The organism is Roseivirga spongicola, from assembly GCF_034376045.1.
Classification (GTDB): Bacteria; Bacteroidota; Bacteroidia; order Cytophagales; family Cyclobacteriaceae; genus Roseivirga; species Roseivirga spongicola.
This window is the reverse complement of the sequence record NZ_CP139724.1, coordinates 2,556,801-2,577,061: the sequence shown is the minus strand read 5'-3', so window position 1 is coordinate 2,577,061 and position 20,261 is coordinate 2,556,801. Positions and strand designations below refer to the sequence as shown.

The 20,261-nt window shown below is 39.2% G+C and carries 17 protein-coding genes; 8 read left to right on the top strand and 9 right to left on the bottom strand.

Translation table 11 applies throughout. From position 1 onward, the window contains the following. Positions 1 to 73 precede the first annotated feature (73 nt). Genes floA through proS form a run of 3 tightly spaced genes read right to left on the bottom strand, consistent with a single transcriptional unit; the run spans position 74 to position 3,089 of the window. Positions 74 to 1,087: a flotillin-like protein FloA gene (floA, locus tag T7867_RS11480; RefSeq protein ID WP_322299297.1), complete on the bottom strand. Its 1,014-nt coding sequence runs from the start codon at positions 1,085 to 1,087 to the stop codon at positions 74 to 76. Continuing rightward, positions 1,087 to 1,563, bottom strand: a complete 477-nt coding sequence (locus T7867_RS11475; RefSeq protein ID WP_322299296.1) for an NfeD family protein — start codon at positions 1,561 to 1,563, stop codon at positions 1,087 to 1,089. The genes floA and T7867_RS11475 overlap by 1 nt, the downstream gene beginning before the upstream one ends. Before the next feature lie 47 nt (positions 1,564 to 1,610). After that, positions 1,611 to 3,089: a proline--tRNA ligase gene (gene proS, locus T7867_RS11470; protein ID WP_322299295.1), complete on the bottom strand. Its 1,479-nt coding sequence runs from the start codon at positions 3,087 to 3,089 to the stop codon at positions 1,611 to 1,613. A gap of 128 nt (positions 3,090 to 3,217) precedes the next feature. Here proS and T7867_RS11465 point away from each other — a divergent pair, with 128 nt between their 5' ends. Together T7867_RS11465 and T7867_RS11460 are read left to right on the top strand one after the other, a co-directional pair. Further along, the gene (locus T7867_RS11465) at positions 3,218 to 4,762 is read left to right on the top strand and encodes a hypothetical protein (protein ID WP_322299294.1); all 1,545 of its coding nucleotides are present in this window, start codon (positions 3,218 to 3,220) and stop codon (positions 4,760 to 4,762) included. A 23-nt stretch (positions 4,763 to 4,785) separates the two neighbouring features. Further along, positions 4,786 to 6,315: an OmpP1/FadL family transporter gene (locus T7867_RS11460; RefSeq protein WP_322299293.1), complete on the top strand. Its 1,530-nt coding sequence runs from the start codon at positions 4,786 to 4,788 to the stop codon at positions 6,313 to 6,315. Between the two features lie 11 nt (positions 6,316 to 6,326). On the opposite strand, the gene T7867_RS11455 is transcribed toward T7867_RS11460, so the two are convergent. Genes T7867_RS11455 through T7867_RS11445 form a run of 3 tightly spaced genes read right to left on the bottom strand, consistent with a single transcriptional unit; the run spans position 6,327 to position 8,385 of the window. Beyond that, positions 6,327 to 6,848 (bottom strand): shikimate kinase, encoded by a 522-nt coding sequence (locus T7867_RS11455; protein ID WP_322299292.1) that lies wholly within the window; start codon positions 6,846 to 6,848, stop codon positions 6,327 to 6,329. Continuing rightward, positions 6,848 to 7,840: a DoxX family protein gene (locus tag T7867_RS11450; protein WP_322299291.1), complete on the bottom strand. Its 993-nt coding sequence runs from the start codon at positions 7,838 to 7,840 to the stop codon at positions 6,848 to 6,850. Before T7867_RS11450 ends, T7867_RS11455 begins: the two co-directional genes overlap by 1 nt. After that, the gene (locus T7867_RS11445) at positions 7,837 to 8,385 is read right to left on the bottom strand and encodes a DUF1599 domain-containing protein (protein WP_322299290.1); all 549 of its coding nucleotides are present in this window, start codon (positions 8,383 to 8,385) and stop codon (positions 7,837 to 7,839) included. The genes T7867_RS11450 and T7867_RS11445 overlap by 4 nt, the downstream gene beginning before the upstream one ends. Positions 8,386 to 8,400: 15 nt before the next feature. On the opposite strand from T7867_RS11445, the gene folP reads away from it, so the two are divergent. Next, positions 8,401 to 9,273: a dihydropteroate synthase gene (folP, locus tag T7867_RS11440; RefSeq protein ID WP_322299289.1), complete on the top strand. Its 873-nt coding sequence runs from the start codon at positions 8,401 to 8,403 to the stop codon at positions 9,271 to 9,273. Then, positions 9,270 to 10,115, top strand: a complete 846-nt coding sequence (cdaA, locus tag T7867_RS11435) for a diadenylate cyclase CdaA (RefSeq protein WP_273273508.1) — start codon at positions 9,270 to 9,272, stop codon at positions 10,113 to 10,115. The genes folP and cdaA overlap by 4 nt, the downstream gene beginning before the upstream one ends. 46 nt (positions 10,116 to 10,161) lie before the next feature. Here cdaA and T7867_RS11430 read toward each other — a convergent pair whose 3' ends face one another. The 3 genes from T7867_RS11430 to T7867_RS11420 all read right to left on the bottom strand — a co-directional run bounded on the left by T7867_RS11430 (position 10,162) and on the right by T7867_RS11420 (position 15,785). Beyond that, on the bottom strand, positions 10,162 to 11,265 hold the full coding sequence (locus tag T7867_RS11430) for a Fic family protein (RefSeq protein ID WP_322299288.1): 1,104 nt from the start codon (positions 11,263 to 11,265) through the stop codon (positions 10,162 to 10,164). 186 nt (positions 11,266 to 11,451) lie between these two features. Next, entirely contained in the window at positions 11,452 to 12,609 is a 1,158-nt protein-coding gene (locus T7867_RS11425; RefSeq protein ID WP_322299287.1) for a 6-bladed beta-propeller, read from the bottom strand. 59 nt (positions 12,610 to 12,668) lie between these two features. Then, the gene (locus T7867_RS11420) at positions 12,669 to 15,785 is read right to left on the bottom strand and encodes an efflux RND transporter permease subunit (protein ID WP_068225065.1); all 3,117 of its coding nucleotides are present in this window, start codon (positions 15,783 to 15,785) and stop codon (positions 12,669 to 12,671) included. 391 nt (positions 15,786 to 16,176) lie between these two features. Here T7867_RS11420 and T7867_RS11415 point away from each other — a divergent pair, with 391 nt between their 5' ends. The 4 genes from T7867_RS11415 (at position 16,177) to T7867_RS11400 (ending at position 20,261) form a co-directional block, all read left to right on the top strand. Beyond that, positions 16,177 to 16,392 carry a hypothetical protein gene (locus T7867_RS11415; protein WP_273515482.1) on the top strand — a complete coding sequence of 72 codons (216 nt, stop codon included), beginning with the start codon at positions 16,177 to 16,179 and terminating at the stop codon, positions 16,390 to 16,392. 287 nt (positions 16,393 to 16,679) lie between these two features. Further along, positions 16,680 to 17,864 (top strand): DUF4221 family protein, encoded by a 1,185-nt coding sequence (locus T7867_RS11410; protein ID WP_068218782.1) that lies wholly within the window; start codon positions 16,680 to 16,682, stop codon positions 17,862 to 17,864. After that, positions 17,854 to 18,342 (top strand): hypothetical protein, encoded by a 489-nt coding sequence (locus T7867_RS11405; RefSeq protein WP_068218778.1) that lies wholly within the window; start codon positions 17,854 to 17,856, stop codon positions 18,340 to 18,342. The genes T7867_RS11410 and T7867_RS11405 overlap by 11 nt, the downstream gene beginning before the upstream one ends. 863 nt (positions 18,343 to 19,205) lie before the next feature. Further along, positions 19,206 to 20,261: an efflux RND transporter periplasmic adaptor subunit gene (locus T7867_RS11400; protein ID WP_068218776.1), complete on the top strand. Its 1,056-nt coding sequence runs from the start codon at positions 19,206 to 19,208 to the stop codon at positions 20,259 to 20,261.

Below are 20,261 nucleotides of genomic sequence, written 5' to 3'. Positions count from 1 at the left end.
AACTAAATACTTAATAAAACGAAAAAGCCCCAACAGAATCTGTCAGGGCTCTTAATCTTATTTCCTATTGAGATTAGCTTTTGGAGCTTCCTCCGTCACTTCTGCGCTTGCCAGAATTCGAAGACTTCTGAGCAGGGTTAGCGATAGATTCTCTCATATCTGTATCGGCCTTAATGTTCTCAAACTTATAATAATCCATTACGCCAAGGTTTCCAGATCTAAATGCCTCTGCAATTGCCCTTGGTATTTCAGCTTCTGCCTCAATTACCTTTGCTCTAGCTTCTTGAGACTTTGCTTTCATTTCTTGCTCACTCGCAACAGCCATAGCTCTTCTTTCTTCGGCCTTAGCTTCTGCTACTTTCAAGTCAGCTTGCGCCTGATCAGTTTGCAGTGTAGCACCAATGTTGGTTCCTACATCTACATCAGCAATATCAATAGACAGAATTTCAAAAGCCGTTCCAGCATCCAAGCCTCTTTGTAAAACCAGTTTAGAAATCTTATCAGGGTTTTCTAGTACTTGCTTATGCGTACCTGCAGAACCGATTGAGGTTACAATCCCCTCTCCTACTCTCGCCAGAATGGTATCTTCTCCAGCACCACCAACCAATTGTTGAATGTTTGCACGCACAGTCACCCTTGCAATAGCCATTAGCTGAATACCATCTGCTGCAACTGCTGCTACCTTTGGGGTAGTAATTACTTTAGGGTTTACCGAAATCTGCACGGCTTCAAAAACATCTCTACCAGCCAAATCGATAGCCGTTGCTTGTTTGAATGTTAAATTAATATTCGCTTTATCAGCAGAAATTAAGGCCTTGATGACAGAGGGCACATTCCCTCCTGCTAAATAATGGGTTTCCAAATCGGTAGTAGTCAGCTCCAAACCAGCCTTGGTGGCCGTAATCATAGCATCTACCACTATTCTCGGTGGTACTTTTCTAATTCGCATAAATACGAGTTCCAAAAGGCCAACTCTTACATTCGAGAATTGCGCTGTAATCCATAGGTTAACAGGCACAAAGTATAAGAACACAAAAAGTAGGACGATGCCGCCTATCACGGCAATCAAAGCAGTATAGTTTTCCATTAATTGGTGGTTGTTGTTTCTACAATTATTTTATTGCCGTCTACGTGAGCAATCTTTACACTAGAACCGGAAGAGATATGTTCCCCTCTAGAGCGTACTTCATAAGTTTTGTTGTTGAATTCTGCTTTGCCAATAGGCTTTAAATCTGAAGTGGCCAAACCTCTCATTTCGACCGTCAGGTCTGAATAATATCCTTCATTAAACTTTCCCTGATTGGTTGTTTTCAATGAGAACCTATTCCAAGATTTAGCCCTAAAGCTAAAAACCAAGCCAATCAGCGAAACTAAAGCTGTTCCAACTAGCACCCAGTTGCCCGTAGACGCCCCATGAGCATCATAGGTAAGGTAAATACCCACAACACAAAGCCCTAATCCTATCAGTCCAAGAATAGTAGTTCCAGGTACAAACAGCAGTTCTAAGTAAATTAGAACTAGGCCAATGAGAATCAATAAAACGATGGAAATCCAGTCTCCCATAGGTGCAAAACTTATTCACACCAATATACATACTTAAATGAAATGGCTTAGTAAGCCTTGGCAAAAAGTACTCTTCCTTGAGAAGGTTTACCAGAGTAAATACAAACTCCAGCCTCTTCTTTTCTATCTAAAGGAATACACCTGATGGTTGCTTTGGTTTCTTCTTTGATCTTGTCTTCGGTTTCGGCTGTTCCATCCCAGTGAGCTGAAACGAAACCTCCCTTACCATCGAGCACATTCTTAAAGTCTTCGTAAGAGTCCACTTCAGTAGTATGCTCGGTTCGGAAGTCTACCGCCTTCTGATAAATGTTATTCTGAATATCATTCAAGAGTTCTTCCACTTTGGCCGTTATATCTCCGGAAAGATCGAAGGACTGTTTTTCTCCAGTATCTCTTCTTGCTATTTCCAAGGTGTTGTTTTCCAAATCTCTTGGACCCATGGCAAATCTAACTGGCACACCCTTCAACTCCCACTCAGCGAACTTAAAGCCTGGCTTATGAGTATCTCTATCATCAAACTTCACAGAAATCCCTTTAGCCCTCAATTGAGCAGTAATTTCATCAACCTTGGCTCTGATTTGGGCCAGTTGCTCTTCTCCTTTATATATAGGAACAATCACTACTTGAATAGGCGCCAATTTTGGAGGAAGTACCAAACCTTGGTCGTCTGAGTGAGCCATAATCAACGCTCCCATCAAACGAGTGCTTACGCCCCAAGAAGTTCCCCAAACGTGTTCTAGACCACCTTCTTTGGTAGCAAACTTTACATCGAATGCTTTTGCGAAGTTCTGACCTAAAAAGTGGGAAGTTCCTGCTTGTAGTGCCTTACCATCTTGCATTAGAGCTTCTATACAGTAAGTCTCCAATGCACCAGCAAATCGCTCGGACTCTGATTTGATTCCTTTTACAACAGGCACCCCCATAAATTCTTCTGCGAATGTCGCGTAGACGTTCATCATTTGAATTGACTCATCTATGGCCTCTTGCTTGGTGGCGTGTGCTGTATGACCCTCCTGCCACAAGAACTCCGCTGTTCTGAGGAACAAGCGCGTTCTCATTTCCCAACGAACCACATTAGCCCACTGGTTTACAAGTATAGGCAGGTCTCTGTAAGACTGAACCCAATTTTTATAGGTACTCCAGATTACCGTTTCTGAGGTAGGACGCACAATCAGTTCTTCTTCTAACTTAGCATCAGGATCTACCACTACACCGTTGCCGTTCTCATCATTCTTTAACCTATAATGAGTAACTACAGCGCACTCTTTAGCAAATCCTTCAACGTGATCTGCTTCCTTGCTTAAATAGGATTTTGGAATGAACAAAGGGAAGTAAGCGTTAGTATGACCAGTTTCTTTAAACATTCTGTCAATTTCAGCCTGCATTTTTTCCCAAATGCTGAAACCGTAGGGTTTGATCACCATACAACCTCTTACTGCTGAATTCTCGGCCAAATCGGCCTTTTTCACTAACTCATTATACCACAATGAGTAATCTTCACTTCGTTTTGGTAATCCTTTGCTCATCTCTTGATTGTTGGTATGATACTTGCTCTTTTATTGAGCGGAAAATACCGTGCAAAGATAAAATTTTCGGGTATTTAACCGACCAAATAAGAGAATTAGACGTTAAGTTTAAAGAAGAAAGGAAAGCCATGAAGAACTCCAGCTATTTTAAGATTGCATCAACCTTACTAGCACTATCGGTATTTGCCGGCTGTGCCTCATTACCCATGCAACAAGGCGAGTATGACGATGTTTACTTTACATCGGCAGATAGAGCCCAACTTAAAAAGGTTGTAATAGACCCTGAAGGAACACAAGAGCTTGGTGAAAACGTGGTGACACTAGAAAGAAGCTCTGATCAGAAAGTTGAGGCAAACCTAATAGACAAGTATAATAATGGCGCTTCTCAGGAAGTAGTGTACTTTGAAGCCATAGACCCGAAAGTTTCTAGAGCTTCTGAACTCAATTACGATGACTTTGTTTGGGATTACGAAAATGAGCTCCTGAAAAATTACGACTTACCCCTAGACTGGGACGACATGGATCCTATTACATTCAATCAAATAGTTAGGGATGACTTTCAGTTTAGAAATGCTTGGTATGACCAATACTATAGAGGTTTCAATTCGGCAATGGAGAACTACTTAACTCAAGCCAGTTCTTTTAACACTCCATATTCAAGAGCAAGAAACTGGAACTTTAACGTTGGTTTTGGATTAGGCTTTGGCTCTATCTATAATTCTTCTGTCTTCTGGGGAAGCCCATACTCTTCAAGTATATGGATAGATCCTTTCTGGAGATTTGGTAGTCCCTACGCTGCAAGATTCGGATACTCATTTTATGACCCATTCTTTTACGATCCGTTTTTCAATGACCCTTGGTTTGTCAGTTCATACGGCCTTAATTCATGGAGATATAGAAATTGGAATTGGAGACGTGGAAACACAATCATAATTGCCAATAATGAATATTATAATAGCCGAGGAAATAGAGATTATACAAGAGGTGCAAGAGTACCATCTACCTCTATAACAAGTGTTAGATCAGATGCCGCTAATGGCACAAGTAACACCAGATCTAGCCAAGCTGCACTAAACAACTCTTCACGAAGTAGGTCTACCATTTCAAGAGGAAGAGTATCTAATACTTCCGTAAGACCAGTTACTACCTCTAGTACCAGATCTTCTAGATCAACTACTAGTATAGATCAGGCCCTAAGCAGAAGTAGTAACAGAGTAAGAACCGACAGCTACAGGATTAGTACTGATGGTAAAAGCCGAAGTTCTTCAGGGTATAGCATAGGAAGCTTGAGAAGGTCTTCTAACTCTGGTAGAAGCAGCGGACTCACTTACAATACAAGCTCCAGAACTAGAACCAGTATACCTTCTTACACCAGAACATCGAGTTCTAGAAGAAGCAGCGGTGTATCATTCAGTAGAGGAACATCTAGCAGATCTAGTTCTCCTACATTTAGTAGAAGCAGCAGATCTTCTAGTAGTAGAAGTTACAGTTATGGCAGAAGCTCGAGCTCAAGTAGGTCTTCAGGCTCATATAGCAGAAGTAGCAGCTCAAGTTCAAGCAGGTCTTCTGGTTCTGTAAGCAGAAGCAGCAGTTCGAGTAGTAGATCATCTAGCAGCGGCTCTTCGCGCTCATCGAGCTCAGGAAGTAGCAGATCTGGTAGAGGAGGTAATTAAAAACGATTCAAAGCATTTTAAGTATGAGAAAAATATATCAGCTAATAATAGTTGGTCTGGCAGTGGTTTGCCTTAACCAACTGGGGAAAGCACAAATTGCACCTGGCTCATTCGGGTACTATCAAGACGCACTTAGGTTTTCTCAAACCGGAAATTACGGAACGGCTAGGTTTCAAGCTTTAGGCGGAGCAGGCTCTGTACTTGGGGGCGATTTAAGTTCTGCCATTCTAAACCCGGCAGGGTTGGGACTGTATAACAGGTCTCAGTTTGTGATTTCCCCAAACCTGAATTTTAAAAGTTATGACACTGAATTTCTAGGCCGAAACATTAGAAATGAAGATACTCGCTTTAACATTGGGAACTTTGGGCTAGCCCTGAACTTCAACAAAGGAGACTTGGAACCTGGTAGTTGGAGAGGCGGAACACTAGCCTTTTCTTACAATAGAGTAAACACTTTCAACCAAAGTCTTAATTATTCGGCTTACAATGGGAATAGCTCAATTATTGATGCCATGTTGAATAGAGCTGATGGCTTTTTTCCAGACGAATTAGGAGGAATAGAACAAGTTGGTTATGATCATTATTTGATTAATCCCGTGCCTGGAGCTGAAGACATTTATGTTTCTTTTGTGGAAGGATTTCCTACTCAACAAGAAAGAATATCCAAGCAAGGAAGTACTGATCAGTTCAACATCTCATTTGGAGGGAATTTTGACGATAAAATCTATTTAGGCGCAGGCTTAGGCTTTACTTCTAGTGACTACTCTTATAACCGAGTATATACTGAAGCTTTTGACGACCCAGCCATTTCTAGCTTTCAGATAGACGAGCGATTGGACGTTACCGGAACTGGTGTTAACATGAACTTAGGAGTGATTGTTAGACCAACCAACTTTATGCGTGTTGGCGCTTCAATTACTACTCCTACTTGGTATAGCATGAGCGAAGAAGGCGATGTCATTTATAGATCTGAATACAACAATTATGATGTATCTAACTTCAGAGATGCCAACGACAATAGACTAATTCTAGAGGACACTGTCCTCAATAGCCTAAGAAGCTCAACAGACGTTTATTTCTCAGACTATAACATTAGAACCCCAATGAAATTCAATGTTGGAGCTGCATTCTTTATTGGAAAAAACGGCTTCATTACAGCTGATGTTGAACACTTAAATTACTCTCGTGCTCATGTTTCCTCTATAGATTTTAGTGCAGAAAATGACAATGAAACAATTGACAACATATATAGATCTGCGACCAGCGTTAGACTTGGTGGAGAGTATAGATACAGCATATTTAGGTTCAGGGTTGGCTACGCCAGTATAGGCGATCCATATAGGTCGAGCTTTGATGATGTAGACAGATCTCGCTCTGTTGTGTCAGGAGGGTTAGGTGTTAACGTGGGTAAATATTTCTTCGACTTAAGCTTATCGCAGACAGCTTATAAAGATTCATTCACCAGCTACACCTTTGCTGACGGTACCGGACCTACTTCCTTTACAGACAATAAAATCACAAACGCTAGCTTAACCTTAGGGTTGAACTTCTAGAAGAAAAAGGATTAACGACTTAAATAATTCGAGATAATCATTTCTGTAGAGATCTGATTGTCTCGAATTTTTACTTGGGCTTGGTTATAAAACTCTTCTCTTAGCTCTTTCAGGGCTCTAATTTCTTGGATCAAATCGAGCTGATCATAACTTTTGAAAATCGGTCGGTTTTCCACTCCTTCATCTAAAATTCTCAATGCTAAATCGCCAGGATTAACATCTAAATAGATCGTTCGGCCATGAGCATTCATGGTGTCCATATTGAAATGAAAACAAGGCGTTCCTCCTCCTGTAGCTAAAACAAATCCATCTCTGGTAGCACAAACTTCGTGTAAAGCTTCCTTCTCTCTTAGTCTAAAATTACCTTCTCCTTGAAATGAGAAATACTCTGGTATACTCATACCAATTTTCCTCACAATCAAATGGTCCAAATCTATAAAATCGAGCGAGAGCTCTTCAGCCAGCTGTTTACCCAGTGTAGACTTACCAGAACCTGGAAGACCAAGAAGAAAGATATTTTCTTTCTCACCCATTAATAAAACTCATTGAGTAGTTCAGTGGCATCAGGAATATCATTATAGTGCCACTTCTTCATCACCTGCCCATCTTGAAGCAGTACTAAACCTGGATTAGACCTCACCATGGTTTTCAAGAGCGTTTTATCCGAATAATAATAAGGAACTGCCAATTGAACATCGTGTCTGAGCGATTCAAACTCAGGGCCTGAAGAAGCTGTAATGGCTGCCACCCCTACCTGATTTTCAACTGAACGAACGAGGCTATTCAACATTGGGTAGGCTCTTAGCTCGGTGTTTTCAACATCGTGAACTATAACAAGCAACTTTTTACCTGAAAGCGACTCCATGGTGTAATCATCTTCATCGCCCCAAAATGCATAGTTAGTAATTTTTGGCACTTCAGAAGGATTGTCTGCTGGAGGCATCATAGCCTCGGGAATTACAGTCCCCTCCTTATACGCTCTAAAGTCTATAGAAGGTAAATGGTTGATTGACCAAAAAGCTACTATCAAGCAAAAAACGGTACTTACAGCCACACTGATATGCTTAAAGTTGGATGGCCTTTTTATGTCATTGGCCTTTCTACCAATAAATAAGATGACTATAAACACCAACAAAATGATGTCTTTAAAGAAAGACTGCCAGGGGGTTAGTTTGATAGCATCTCCAAAACAGCCACAATCAGTTACTTTATTGAAGTAGGCACTATAAAAAGTGAGGAAGGTAAAGAAGACAATCATGGCCAACAATAGTGTGGTGACCAACTTCTCTCTATACTTAAGGAGTATGGCTATACCCAAGACAACTTCTAATGTTGATAGCAAAATGGAAAAGAACAGGGCCAAAGGTTTTAAGGACTCGAAAAAGGGTGCTATGTCTACGGCAAAAACCGTGAAATACTCTTCTAACTTAATTTGAGTTCCGACAGGGTCGTTTACTTTAATTAGTCCGGAAAAAATAAACAGACCTCCTACTATGAATCTGGCAACTGTATTTAATGCTTTCATGCTTTTGCGCCCCCCATTAAAATCATACAAAAAACGGCATAGTTAATCATATCCATATAATTGGCATCTATACCCTCTGAAATGATAGTCTTACCCTGGTTGTCTTCAATTTGCTTCACTCGAAGCAATTTCATGAGTACAATGTCCGTCATCGAACTCACTCTCATATCTCTCCAAGCTTCACCATAATCATGGTTTTTATTCATGAGCAAAGCCATCGTTTCATTCACATGCTTATCGTAGAGCGGTTCTAAGGTCTCAACATCTAGCTCTAGTGGATCACTTTCTGTTAAATCCATCTGAATGAGTGCAATAACACAGTAATTAATAATACCAATAAACTCTCCCGTAATATCATCATCTACCATTTGCTTACCCTTCATTTGGATAGACCTGATGCGTTGAGCCTTGATAAAAATCTGATCTGTGATGGACGAAAGTCTGAGTATTCTCCAGGCTGTTCCATAATCTTGAGTCTTCTTCAAAAATATGTCTTTACAGGCCTTAATAACTTCTTTATATTCGCCTACCGTTTGCTCCTCCAAGGTGATCGTTTTTAAATGTCTAAAGAATTCTTGAGCGCGAAAGATAAGCTATTTGAGGTTAAATCCACATTGAATATCAGTGGAAATCTGGTGAGTCTAGATGAACCTCAGGTGATGGGAATACTCAATATCACCCCTGATTCATTTTATGCCGAAAGCCGCGTAAATCAAGAAACTGCCATTCTCAAAAAGGCACAGCAAATGGTTGAAGCAGGTGCTTTTATCCTAGATATAGGAGGTTACTCTACCCGACCTGGCGCTGATGACATTTCTGAAGAAGAGGAAACAAAGAGAGTTACAGATGCCATCAATTTAGTAAGATCCAAGTTCTCAGATATACTCATTTCTGTTGACACCTTTCGTTCTTCGGTGGCAAAACATGCTATTGAAGCTGGAGCAAACATTATCAACGATGTCTCTGGTGGCAACTTAGATAGCAACATGTTTGAAACAGTGGCCCAACTCAAAGTTCCTTACATACTTATGCATATGAGGGGAACCCCTCAAACCATGAAATCATTGAATCAATATGACGATTTACTGATCGATATTGGAAAGGAACTTGCCACTAAGTGCAATGAACTGAAGCAGAGAGGAGTTGCAGACATCATTATTGACCCTGGGTTTGGTTTTGCCAAAAGCATATCTCAGAACTATGAATTGCTCCAAAAATTAAGCTATCTTAAAAGACTAGGCTATCCTTTACTCGCGGGGCTTTCAAGAAAATCTATGATTTACAAAACCCTGAATATAGAACCTCAGGATGCTTTGAATGGTACTACAGCACTAAATATGATTGCATTGCAAAACGGTGCTAGCCTTTTACGCGTTCACGATGTTAAAGAAGCCCGCGAAACTATTAAACTCTTTAAAGCCTTAAACACTTGATTTACGCTATAAACATAGGGTTCTTAGAAATCAGATGGATTGACATGCTAGACATTACGCTGGTAAGCGTTCTGCTCTATCAGGTGTACAAGCTACTAAAAGGTAGTGTTGCTGTAAGGGTATTAATTGGCTTCTTGGTTTTGTACCTGGCTTTCTTAATTGTGCGGGCGGCAGAAATGGAGTTACTCACCGGTATTCTCGGCCAGTTTATGGGAGTCGGTGTGCTAGCCGCCATCATCATCTTCTCGCAAGAGATTAGAAAATTCTTAATTGTACTAGGCAAAACCACTTTCCGAAAAGATGGTGTTTTGCAGAGCCTAATGATTTGGAAGCGAAAAGAAGCTAAAGAACACTTCAACCTGACTCCCATTATTGAGGCATCTAAAAACCTCTCTTCTACCAACACTGGGGCCTTAATGGTCTTTTCTAGAAACTCAGAACTGAAATTTTATGCTGACAGTGGTGATAGACTAGATGCTACACTCTCTAAGCGTTTACTCATAGCAATATTCAACAAATACAGCCCTTTACACGATGGTGCCATTATCATATACCAAGGTAAAATATTGGCGGCACGATGCATTCTCCCAGTTAGCGAACGCGAGCTACCTGCACATTATGGCATGAGGCACAGAGCAGCAATGGGTATGTCAGAAGCCACTGACACGCTAATACTTTCCGTTTCTGAAGAGACAGGTCAAATATCTATCATTAGAAACGGACGTATTGATAGCAACCTTTCTATCCCTGAAATCAGGAAGCGAATTATCGCTTATTTGTCCGATACCGAAAACGTGAAACGAGAAGTAGAAGAAGAGAGCAACACAGAGGTAGCTTCATAATACGTATCCTCAAACACTCTTAATACTTTGCAGAGTGTTTAACACCTTACTCCCCTAACTTCAATTCATACCGAACACTTCTACCACCACCTTTTGGCAGAAGCACTCCCATTTCTGTTAGCTGTTGTAGGTCTCTTGTCGCTGTAGCCTTAGAAGTTCTAGCAATAGACATGTACTTCTTCGCACTCATTCCTCCTTCAAAAACCGGAGTCTCGCACATTTTGGAGATAACCTTCAATTGCCTTGAATTAAGCTCTTTGTCATACTTTTCAAAGAATTGCCATTTCTTGACTGTCCAGTTAATTATTTCAAAAGAATAATCAAATGCCTCTACTATCAATTGGACAAAATACATGACCCACTCGCTCACTTCCAAAGTTTGTTGTGCACGCATAAGTTCATCATAATATTTGGCCTTATTAGACTCGATTATTTTTGATAAACTTATGAATGGTGTGTAACCTAAGCCCTCTGCAATTGCCTTCTCCGAAATTGCTCTCCCAATTCTTCCATTACCGTCTTCAAATGGGTGTATGCTTTCGAAGTATAAATGTGCCACGGCTGATCTTACTGGTGCATTGAGTTGATCTTTAAGTCTTACAGGCTTACTTTCATTGAACCAATGAATGAACCTCTCCATTTCGTCAGCAACTTGAGCCGATGCTGGTGCTTCGAAGTGAATCTTTTCCTTGCCTATGCTACCTGAAATAATTTGCATGGGCTCATTCTGATAGCGCCATACCCCTGCATGTACCTTATTATTACCCAGCATAAGCATTTCATGCCAATTAAAGAGCATATACTTAGAAAGCTGGACATCATAGTTTTCGCGAACGGACATCATCATCTGACTAACCCCCTTTGCTCGAACATCCTTTGAATAGTCTGGCACTGTCCTATCCAATTGATGCATAATTGAAGACATAACATCAATGCGGCTCATATACTCGCCTTCAATAGCAGAGGTAGAAACAGCCTCTTCTGTCATAATAACAGACAAAGATTGTTGCTTCCTTTCTTCAGTCATAGCGGAAAAGTAGCCTTCAAGTTTACTGGCAGATTCTCGAATTTTTATCAATGAATTTTCGATATCATCATTGAGTTGATATTTGAATTCAGGCCAGCCTTCTTGTTGCCAATTGTAAATCATGAGCCGATTAGGAAAACTATTCAGCTCAAATATAACTATTTCTTGAGCCGAATAAGTATTTTATTCGGCTCAGAATCTTTAATGAGGTGAACCCTTTCACTAATCTTCGTCTTCAAACATTACATAGAGTCTGATACATCAAAGAAATTGAAAGCACAAGTTTGTCAAAGATTGTCCACTACTGAATTAAAAGTCGGTTTTGAACTTAACCCACATAAGTGCAGGGTTTTCAGAAGACTCTATAACATCTAGTGAGCTTCCTTCTCTAAAAGAATATTGAGATTCATCAAGATCTTCTAAGAGTTCGGCAAGGTCTAGTGAATTAATTGGTATAAGCATAGTATTGTTACCGAGCCATTGATCGAACATTAAACCCAATTTCTCTTCAGCATTTTTCCTAGTATCTAAACTAAACTGCTTGCCAGTAGCTCTATCGATCACCATCTGAAAAGAATCTTCAAAAGAAGTATTATAAGTAAGGTAAATAAGCTGCTCACCAATCTTCGGCCAAATCATCCATACCTTATTGGCATCGCGTATTTCGTTCATTGCTATGCTAGGATTGTTCAACACTTTTTCATCTCTCCACAAAAAATCTGCACCAAAATCAAAATGAATAAACGGCCTAATACCAGCCCCCTCAATAAGGTAGGTGCTATCATTCAATATCTGTTTATAGATAAGGGCATCTTTATAAGGAATCATAGAGTTAGTAGTGGTTACAATTGGAAAGCCAAAGGGCTGATTAAATGGTAAAAACTCTATTGGTTCTTGCATGTTATGATTGTACCGCACCAATTCATAGTTAGTCGAATCCCCTGTAAACCTGTGGCTATAATCGGTCCAGTAACCGCTTTCATTTTCATAAACATGCATTGCATTTTTAGGCAACTTTAACTCTGATAAATAGTTACCTTCAAAATCATAACTGACAACCCGAGACCTATCATTGTCATAGATTTTTACTGTATCGCCTTTTAACCAATAACTCCAAAGCGAACTATACTCTTCTGGGCCATCTCCGTTCCTATTAAGCTGTCTTATAAACTCACCCTTTCTGTTAAAGAAATAGAGGGAGTTACTCTTAGTGTTCGGGATTACTATGAGGTCATTATGTATTGTCAGATTAAAAATTACACCGAGAAGTGATTCTTCAGTCTCTTCTAGCTTAACAACTTCTACGTTTTCTATTAAGTCAGCGAACTTAAGTTCTGGTGGATTTCTGTTGATAACGATAGATTGGAACTGATCTGGATTAGGCTTATTCTCTAGAGTTTCTTTTTTGTGACCACAAGAGACTATTAAAATTAGCCCTAACAGCAACTGCAATTTCCTATAATTCATTTTGAAGTGTTTATCCAAGTATAACTAAAATACTCGTTAATCACCTAAAATTATAATTACTATTTCCTCCTACTCAAGAACACTGGCAAGCAAAGGAATACCGCCACGGTTGAGAACACCAAACCACCGATAGTACCAATAGCCAGAGCGAACCAGAAATATTCTGAATCACCTTCTAGCAAGAAAGGAATCAGGCCAAAGCAGGTTGAAAGAATGGTTAGAATAATTGGCTGTGCCTTCCCCATAACAGACCTTAGCACCGAACGATTGTATTTTTTGAGCCTTGTATTATTCAAGTCGTTAACAATGAAGATGGAAGCGTTTACTACCAACCCTCCTAGCATAACAAAAGCGGCAAATCCTCCTGGGTCGAACCTAAAATCGAACAAGGAGAAAATAAGGAACAAACCAATGAAGGAAATTGGAATGGTTATAATGATATAAAAAGGTTGTTTCAGGTTTTCGAACAAAATGGCACAGATAAAGAAAATACCCACCATAAGAAATAATAGGAGACTATATTGGCGTTGCTGCTGCCTAAAGCTGAAGTAATTACCAGAGGTCTCTACAGAATAACCAACTGGCAACAACTGCTCCATTTTCTCAATACTCTCTTCTAAATATTGACGACCAAATTTTCCAGAGCCTAAATAATCGAAAGCTAAACGCCTGAGGTATTGCCTATCCTCTTTAAGTAATTCGTTGGCTGTTTCTTCAAAGGTAAGAGTGGCAAAATCCTTAATTTTCACAAACCGTGCGGTATCTATAGGTAAAGCTTCTTCCATTAGATCCCACTTAGAAAACTGATCAGCACTATTAGCCTTAATGACAACTGGCAGCCTTTTATCTTGGTAATTGGCCTCAAATGATCGTCCTCTCGGCTTGGTTAAATCCCCAAGCGTATTCATTATGCTACTTCGGCTAATACCAGCTCTTGCTAAGCGACCTACATCAAAACTTAAAACATATTCACTGGTTTTCTCTGAGGAGTAGCCAAACTTCTCGTTTGTTTTCACCTCTTGAACCCTCCTATTACCATCTACCAGCATTTGGGCAAAAATCTCCGCCTGTGTTTCCAGTTCGTCATAATTGTACCCCCTCATTACCACCGAATAGCTCGGCCTCTGGTTACTCTCTCCACCAGCATTAAAACTTTGACCTATACCAGTAATGGACCACCTTACTCCTGTAAGGTCTAATGAACGTGCCTGTAACCTGCCTTTTAATTGATACGGCACCGCAGAGTTTTCATACTCTGGCGCAAAAGTTATCTCAATTCTGGCAGTTCTTTCATTTACTTGTGTTACGTACTTATCTATCCCCTTTACGTCTACCAAGTAATTCTCAATTTTGGATATCACATAATTTGTATCGTCTAGGGTAGTACCAAAAGGCAAGCTAGCTCGAACAAACAAGCGAGTACGTTGAGGAGTACCATAATAGTAGCCTTCATACACCTCGGTAACAAACTTTCTTAGTGCACCTCCGAGTGCCTTGTCCACTATCGGTTTAATGTCGTCCTGATATTTATCACTACCAATTGAATTGTTGTACCATTCTTGCCCTTCCCATTGTGGTGGTAGTTTAAACACAGGTAAACCAAAACCTAAAATGACTATGAAGATAAACGCTTTTCTATATTTTACCACGAACTTAATAGAGCGACTATATGCACTAAACCAGCGTACCCTTCTGCGCAAACCTTTTATGCTGACCATTTTAGAAGTCCTCTTCAATTCTTCTTTAAATAGAAGCTGGTAAAGAGATGGGGTGAAGAACAGGGCAATCAACAGCGATGTTGCCAAGTTAATAGACACTACAATGGAGAAATCTGTCAGATCCCTTCTATCTTCTTCTGGCAACAGAAGCACCATTAAAAGGGCCATAATAGTAGTGAGTGATGCTGCCAACAAAGCCAAGAAAATTCTGGAGTTCTTCTTCTTATGTAGGTGATCGAGCATCACTATGGCATTGTCTACAATCAGTCCGAAGGAAATAGTCAGACCGGCTATGCTATACATGTGCAACTCTACATTCAGCGCATAAAGGATAATAGCAGTAATACAGAGATTGACAATAATGCCTAGGAACAGCGTAAATAGGTAGCGAACATTTCTATTGATAAGAAAAATAAAAAGGACCAGTATACCGATGGAAAGTCCTGTTCGAATATAAATCTTATCCATTTCCTTACGGAGAAACTCTGTGTCATCCCGCTCTAAGCGAACATCTATTCCGGCAGGTAATCCCGATTTTAGCGCTTCTATTTCCGCCTTAATCTCATCGGCCAAAACCACCTTATTCACCATAGGCCGAGCCATTATTGACATGTATACGGCATTCTTACCATTAATTCGTTGGTAATAGCTAGGTGCTTGTTCTTCCACAAAAACTTTAGCAACATCGTTCAGATAAATAGGCTTACCATCAATCCTTGCCACCTCAGTTTGCTCTAAACTGCTAATATCTGGTATTTGCGAACTTGTCTTTAAGAAATACTGCTGGCCTGAAGGCGTTTTAGCCAGTCCGGCATAAACCGCGCTTGTCGAGCTACTGAGCGCTTGATTGATACTTGATTTATTCAATCCATATCTCAGTAGAGATGGAGCATCGAATTCTATAGTTATCTGTAGAGGATTTCCCCCTCTGATTTGAACACTGTGAATATCGCGAATTTGGCTTAACGGTTTTCTGATGTATTCGTCTACATCTTCTTGCAGCTTAAAGGCTGCAAAAGGCCCGTTAATGGAATACATTAAAATAGGCGAAATCTGCTCATCATCATTTTGCTCCCCTCCCGATTGCTGCACAATGGGATAGGTAAGGTTTTCCGGAAGTTTCTTATAGATATTTCTAATGATTGCATTGACTTCAAACTTCCTGAAATCCATATCAGTGTCCTTGTCAAACACCATGGTAATATCGCCTCTGTTATACGCTGAGGTACTTTTCAACTTGTTTACCCCTTCAATTTGTGACAAGGCATTCTCTAAAGGAGAAGTGGCTAAACGCTCCACTATATCTGGAGAAGCATCTGGTAATCTATAGCTGATTTTAAGTATCGGGGCGCTTTGCGTGGGAGTAAAGTTAACGTTGAGCCTAGGGATAAACGCCACTCCAATAATGGCCAGCACTAGAAAGATAACTACTACCCTAAATGGTCTTTGTGTCTGCATGAACTAACAAAGTAGTCATGTTTTTTTTAATAGCCACCAATTAACCTAACTTTTCATCCCATTCATACCTTAATTCTAACTTGACTGATAATAAGTAAGTACTTTCATAATTGTATTTTTATTGTTTTTTTATTGTTTTTTTATTGTTTTTTTATTGTTTTATAATTGCTTTTAAAAAAATCATTCCCTAGCTTCAAACACTTTCAAATCCGGAAAAAGAAAGAAGGAAGTTCATCCTGCCACATGGCTAACGAACAAAAGACATCCACAATACCGATTATCTGAATTGCAATTCTCTCAATCCCTATTGTGTTGTTGCCGCTCATTTGAGTAAACAAAGGGGATTGCCGAAAACCCTGAAAGAGAGTAGGTAAATTCAAATAAGATAATCATGAAAAAAATATCTTTAACATTAATGATTACGGCTTTAGCTATAATGGGTTTAACACCGTTTGAAACAAAAGCGGATATAGAAAGAGGTAACACATTGGCTAGGTCTGAAAACGCCATTTGCGAAAGTGGGGTTTCCTTCATCTGTTCTGGTGTTGGAAATCTATGTGATGTATCAATTGATGGCCCAGATTGTGAACCAGTAAAACCTCAATAAAATTTAAGTTATGAGAAAAATATCATTATTATTATCCTTATGTATTTGTATGGTTATCCTATCAATAGGGTCGACCAATATTGCCTTAGCTGAACCTGGCAGGGGAGCGCATGAAGTAACTACTGAAACACCCGAGTGTGTGAGTGGACAAAAAATCTATTGTCATGGAGACGGCAATCTATGCTCCTTAACTATTGGATGGGACTGCGTACCTACGCCTGAATAACATCTTGGCCACCTTAAGAAGAGAAATGTACATTTCTCTTCTTAACCTAAAACATATATTAATGAAAAAAATAAATTACGTTCTTATATCTTATCTTCTAATCGTCTTTTCATGCCAAAAAACTGCGGAAAATGAAAGTCTCACTTATGACTGTAAGCTAGAACAGCAATATAAAGAGTTGACAAACTCAATAATTAGATCCATTAAAATAGATAACGACTCTTTAATTGGATTGTACTCTAAAATATCAGTTATCAGCAGTGAAGATGGGGAATTTTTGTATGGTATAAACTTTGGTCTTAACCGCATCGAAAAATTTAATCTCACAAACGAAACTTACATCAAAACGATTTATACCAATACCCCTGTAGAACTAAGACAACTCCCTCTATCCGAGGCAAAGTTTATTAATCAAGATTCAATCATACTTTTTGGATCTGGGGGAAGAATGGTCATTATGAATGAAGCGGAAAAGGTGGTTGACAAATGGGATTTCTCAAAATTAATCTCTCCAAATAGTGACCTTTCTGGAGTAGACCCGCTCAATAATTCGGAAAGCTTCTTTTTTTATAAGAATAAAATCTACGTTAGATCTTTCCCGCCACTAAATTGGGATAAAGACGTTGAGTTCTATGAAAAACCATTCATGTTAGAATTTGATCCGGTTAATCTTAAAGTAACAAAGTTACTCGGTATGTTTCCTGAACTTATGACTGCCGATCCTAACAATTATTTCTACAATGACTACAAATTTTCATGGACTAAATTCAAAAACAACCCAGGTGAATTAATTATATCATATAGAAGAGCTCATTGTCTTCAAATCCTAGACCTCAGTTCCTCCAACAGCACATTTGTGTCGGCAAAATCTAAATTTCTAAATGATTTTGAACTTATTCCTAGGGAATACAACTCCCAAGCAGGAAGAAACATCCTTGTTAGTCAAGGTATTTATCACAACTTGATTTTTGATAGTTATAGAAAATTATATTATCGAATAGTTTCTCACTCACAACCATTAAGGAACTCAACCACTAATCGCATAAATAGTGCCGCGATCAAGCCTTTCTCAATAATCGTATTAGATGATAAATTAAATTATTTAGGAGAATCAACCATCTCTAATTACCAAAACTACAGCTATCTTAATCCAGCAGTTTCTTCAGAAGGAATTGTTTTCCCAGTCTATGACAATGATGAAAACATTGTCTCTTTTGATATTATCAAGATAAATTATGAAGAATAAGTATGCATTTATAATAGTACTGTTGTTAGCGTCTACCCTCGTGCTCACTCAAAGTTGTATAAATAAAAACGAAAGCAATCAATACCCCTTTCTATCGGAGTTTACACGCTATATGAAAGAGGTTCATAATCAAAGTTTAAATGAAGGGGAAATATACTATTTATTGGATCTTCAAAGTTGCGACCCATGTATTGAAAAAAACCTTGCCCTTTTAAATGAAATGTCTAATGAATTAGATTTAAACGTAATCTTCATTAACAATACACGATTCAATATTTGGGATTCTCTAATAGAAAATATAAAGCAGAAATACAGCACTTTCATTGACTTGGGTGGTGAGGCTCATCTATTCGAGATTGGGCTTTCAAAGCCACTTATTATTTATTTTGAAAAAGAGAGTCATACGGACTATATGTCAGTAAGCGACTATGAAATAGATTTAGCTTACTCTTTTATAAAGGAAAACCTTAAAAACTAAAAACAACTATATAATGAAACACTTTAGAAAAAATTTATTAAATCTTATATTATCATCTTTATTAGCGGTTTTTTTTATCTTAACTCCAAACTGGGGTTTTAGTCTCAATGAGTTAGGAAACACTGAGGTAATCTATGAAACCCCTGAGTGTAATAGCGGGGTTAAAACTCGTTGCGAAGGAGCGGGCACTCTTTGTGACTACGCCACAGCTGGCTGCTTACCTGAACCAGATTAAAGAAACTATTCAAATTTCAATTTTCCTTGTTAGTTCCCACTAGTCTCTGATCTCACTGAAGTCGGTAGGCGTCATAAAAATTGAGCCTTAAACAAACTGGATACAGACTTTTAGATGCCTGATATTTTGACCAAGTTAGGTAATTGTAGAAATACCTAACTTGGTCAAAATAGTAAAATCGGGCCCTGTAAACCCTTTTGAAGGTATCTATCTTGGACTTGAAGAAATGGTCGACAGCCGCTTGGGCAATATTTAGAGTAAGTTTTACCCTCTTTTATTTCCAAAAGTAAATACAGTTGGAAAGACATCGTGTCCGACTATTGGCTCACCCCCTTAACGCCATTAGGGGTGTAGAAAGGCTGACCGAGAGCTATTGAGATGTTTCTTCCATTTAGCTTTCCTAAGTTGTCTTTTGCCTCTTTTTGTTTATTGTAATGCCTAGAGGTTATTTGTTTTATAGATTTTCGATAAGTTCAATGATGTAAATATGAGCTTACACTTTAGTACTTGTCGTTCCAAGACTAACAAAGGCTTGAAGAAATTCCCTTATTACCGTTTAGCCAATTCAACTAAAACTTTCTTTCTCAATAGTTTCTAATTCATAAAATTTGAAACTATTTTTAGCATAATGAGAAACACAATACTAGCAGCACTTTTTATTGTAACACTCTTAGGCTGCAAACAAGAAAAAGAAAAAATTGAGGAGCCCGATGTAGAATCTTTACGCGCTCAGGTAAAACCCACCGAAGTACTTACGGCAAAGGCAATCTACTCTACTTTCGAGTTTAGAGTAAATGCTTCTGGCACTATGGAGTCGGCTAAAGAGCTAAAAGTAACTTTTGAAGGCTCTGGCTACCTAGAGAAACTGTATGTAAAGAATGGTCAAATGGTTAAAGCAGGTGAGCCATTGGCCGAACTGCAGAACGACAATGAAGAATTTGCCATAGAAAAAGCCAAGCTGGCCTATGAAAGCGCAAAGGTAACTTTTCAGAATGACTCTATAGGTTACTCTACCCTTTCTCCTGCTGCCAAAAATAACTTAGAGCTAAAATCTGGTCTAAGAAGCGCTACCGTTAGTCTAAAAGAGGCCCAAATGAATCTGAAAAAGACTTTGGTTAAAGCCCCAATAACAGGTCGTATTGCCGAACTAGAAGAAAAACAGGGCAACATAATTTCTGCCGGAAAAGAGCTTTGTGTAATCTACACACCTAATCAGCTAGTACTTACTGCCAAAATTATTGAATCTGACTATGGGAGGATCGAGATTGGGCAAAAAGCAGATGTTTTCCCTCTAGCTATTAAAGATCGATCTTTCGAAGCCACTCTTATAGAAATTAACCCTAAGGTAGATGAAGGGGGAATGATTACTGTAAAGCTTCAACTTAACGCTACGGAAGGGCTGCTTCCAGGAATGACTGCAAATGCCGTAATCCGATCGCCACAGTCTGAGAACATTTTGGTGCCAAGAGAAGCCATTGTAATGAAGTCTGGAAAGCCAGTGGTCTTTACATATGAGGATGGAATTGCCAAATGGAATTATGTTGAAACAGGACTAGACAACGGTGTAGAGGTAGAGATTACCTCTGGTTTAAATGATGGTTCAGAAGTGATCATCACCAACAACATTCAATTGGCTCATGAAGCTCAGGTAAGTAGAACAAGCGTGATGGGAGCTACTAATTAA

Coding starts and splice junctions, on each gene's coding strand:
- floA (WP_322299297.1), bottom strand. CDS start 1,087: ATGGAAAACTATACTGCTTTGATTGCCGTGATAGGCGGCATCGTCCTA.
- T7867_RS11475 (WP_322299296.1), bottom strand. CDS start 1,563: ATGGGAGACTGGATTTCCATCGTTTTATTGATTCTCATTGGCCTAGTT.
- proS (WP_322299295.1), bottom strand. CDS start 3,089: ATGAGCAAAGGATTACCAAAACGAAGTGAAGATTACTCATTGTGGTAT.
- T7867_RS11465 (WP_322299294.1), top strand. CDS start 3,218: ATGAAGAACTCCAGCTATTTTAAGATTGCATCAACCTTACTAGCACTA.
- T7867_RS11460 (WP_322299293.1), top strand. CDS start 4,786: ATGAGAAAAATATATCAGCTAATAATAGTTGGTCTGGCAGTGGTTTGC.
- T7867_RS11455 (WP_322299292.1), bottom strand. CDS start 6,848: ATGGGTGAGAAAGAAAATATCTTTCTTCTTGGTCTTCCAGGTTCTGGT.
- T7867_RS11450 (WP_322299291.1), bottom strand. CDS start 7,840: ATGAAAGCATTAAATACAGTTGCCAGATTCATAGTAGGAGGTCTGTTT.
- folP (WP_322299289.1), top strand. CDS start 8,401: ATGTCTAAAGAATTCTTGAGCGCGAAAGATAAGCTATTTGAGGTTAAA.
- T7867_RS11430 (WP_322299288.1), bottom strand. CDS start 11,265: ATGATTTACAATTGGCAACAAGAAGGCTGGCCTGAATTCAAATATCAA.
- T7867_RS11425 (WP_322299287.1), bottom strand. CDS start 12,609: ATGAATTATAGGAAATTGCAGTTGCTGTTAGGGCTAATTTTAATAGTC.
- T7867_RS11420 (WP_068225065.1), bottom strand. CDS start 15,785: ATGCAGACACAAAGACCATTTAGGGTAGTAGTTATCTTTCTAGTGCTG.
- T7867_RS11415 (WP_273515482.1), top strand. CDS start 16,177: ATGAAAAAAATATCTTTAACATTAATGATTACGGCTTTAGCTATAATG.
- T7867_RS11410 (WP_068218782.1), top strand. CDS start 16,680: ATGAAAAAAATAAATTACGTTCTTATATCTTATCTTCTAATCGTCTTT.
- T7867_RS11405 (WP_068218778.1), top strand. CDS start 17,854: ATGAAGAATAAGTATGCATTTATAATAGTACTGTTGTTAGCGTCTACC.
- T7867_RS11400 (WP_068218776.1), top strand. CDS start 19,206: ATGAGAAACACAATACTAGCAGCACTTTTTATTGTAACACTCTTAGGC.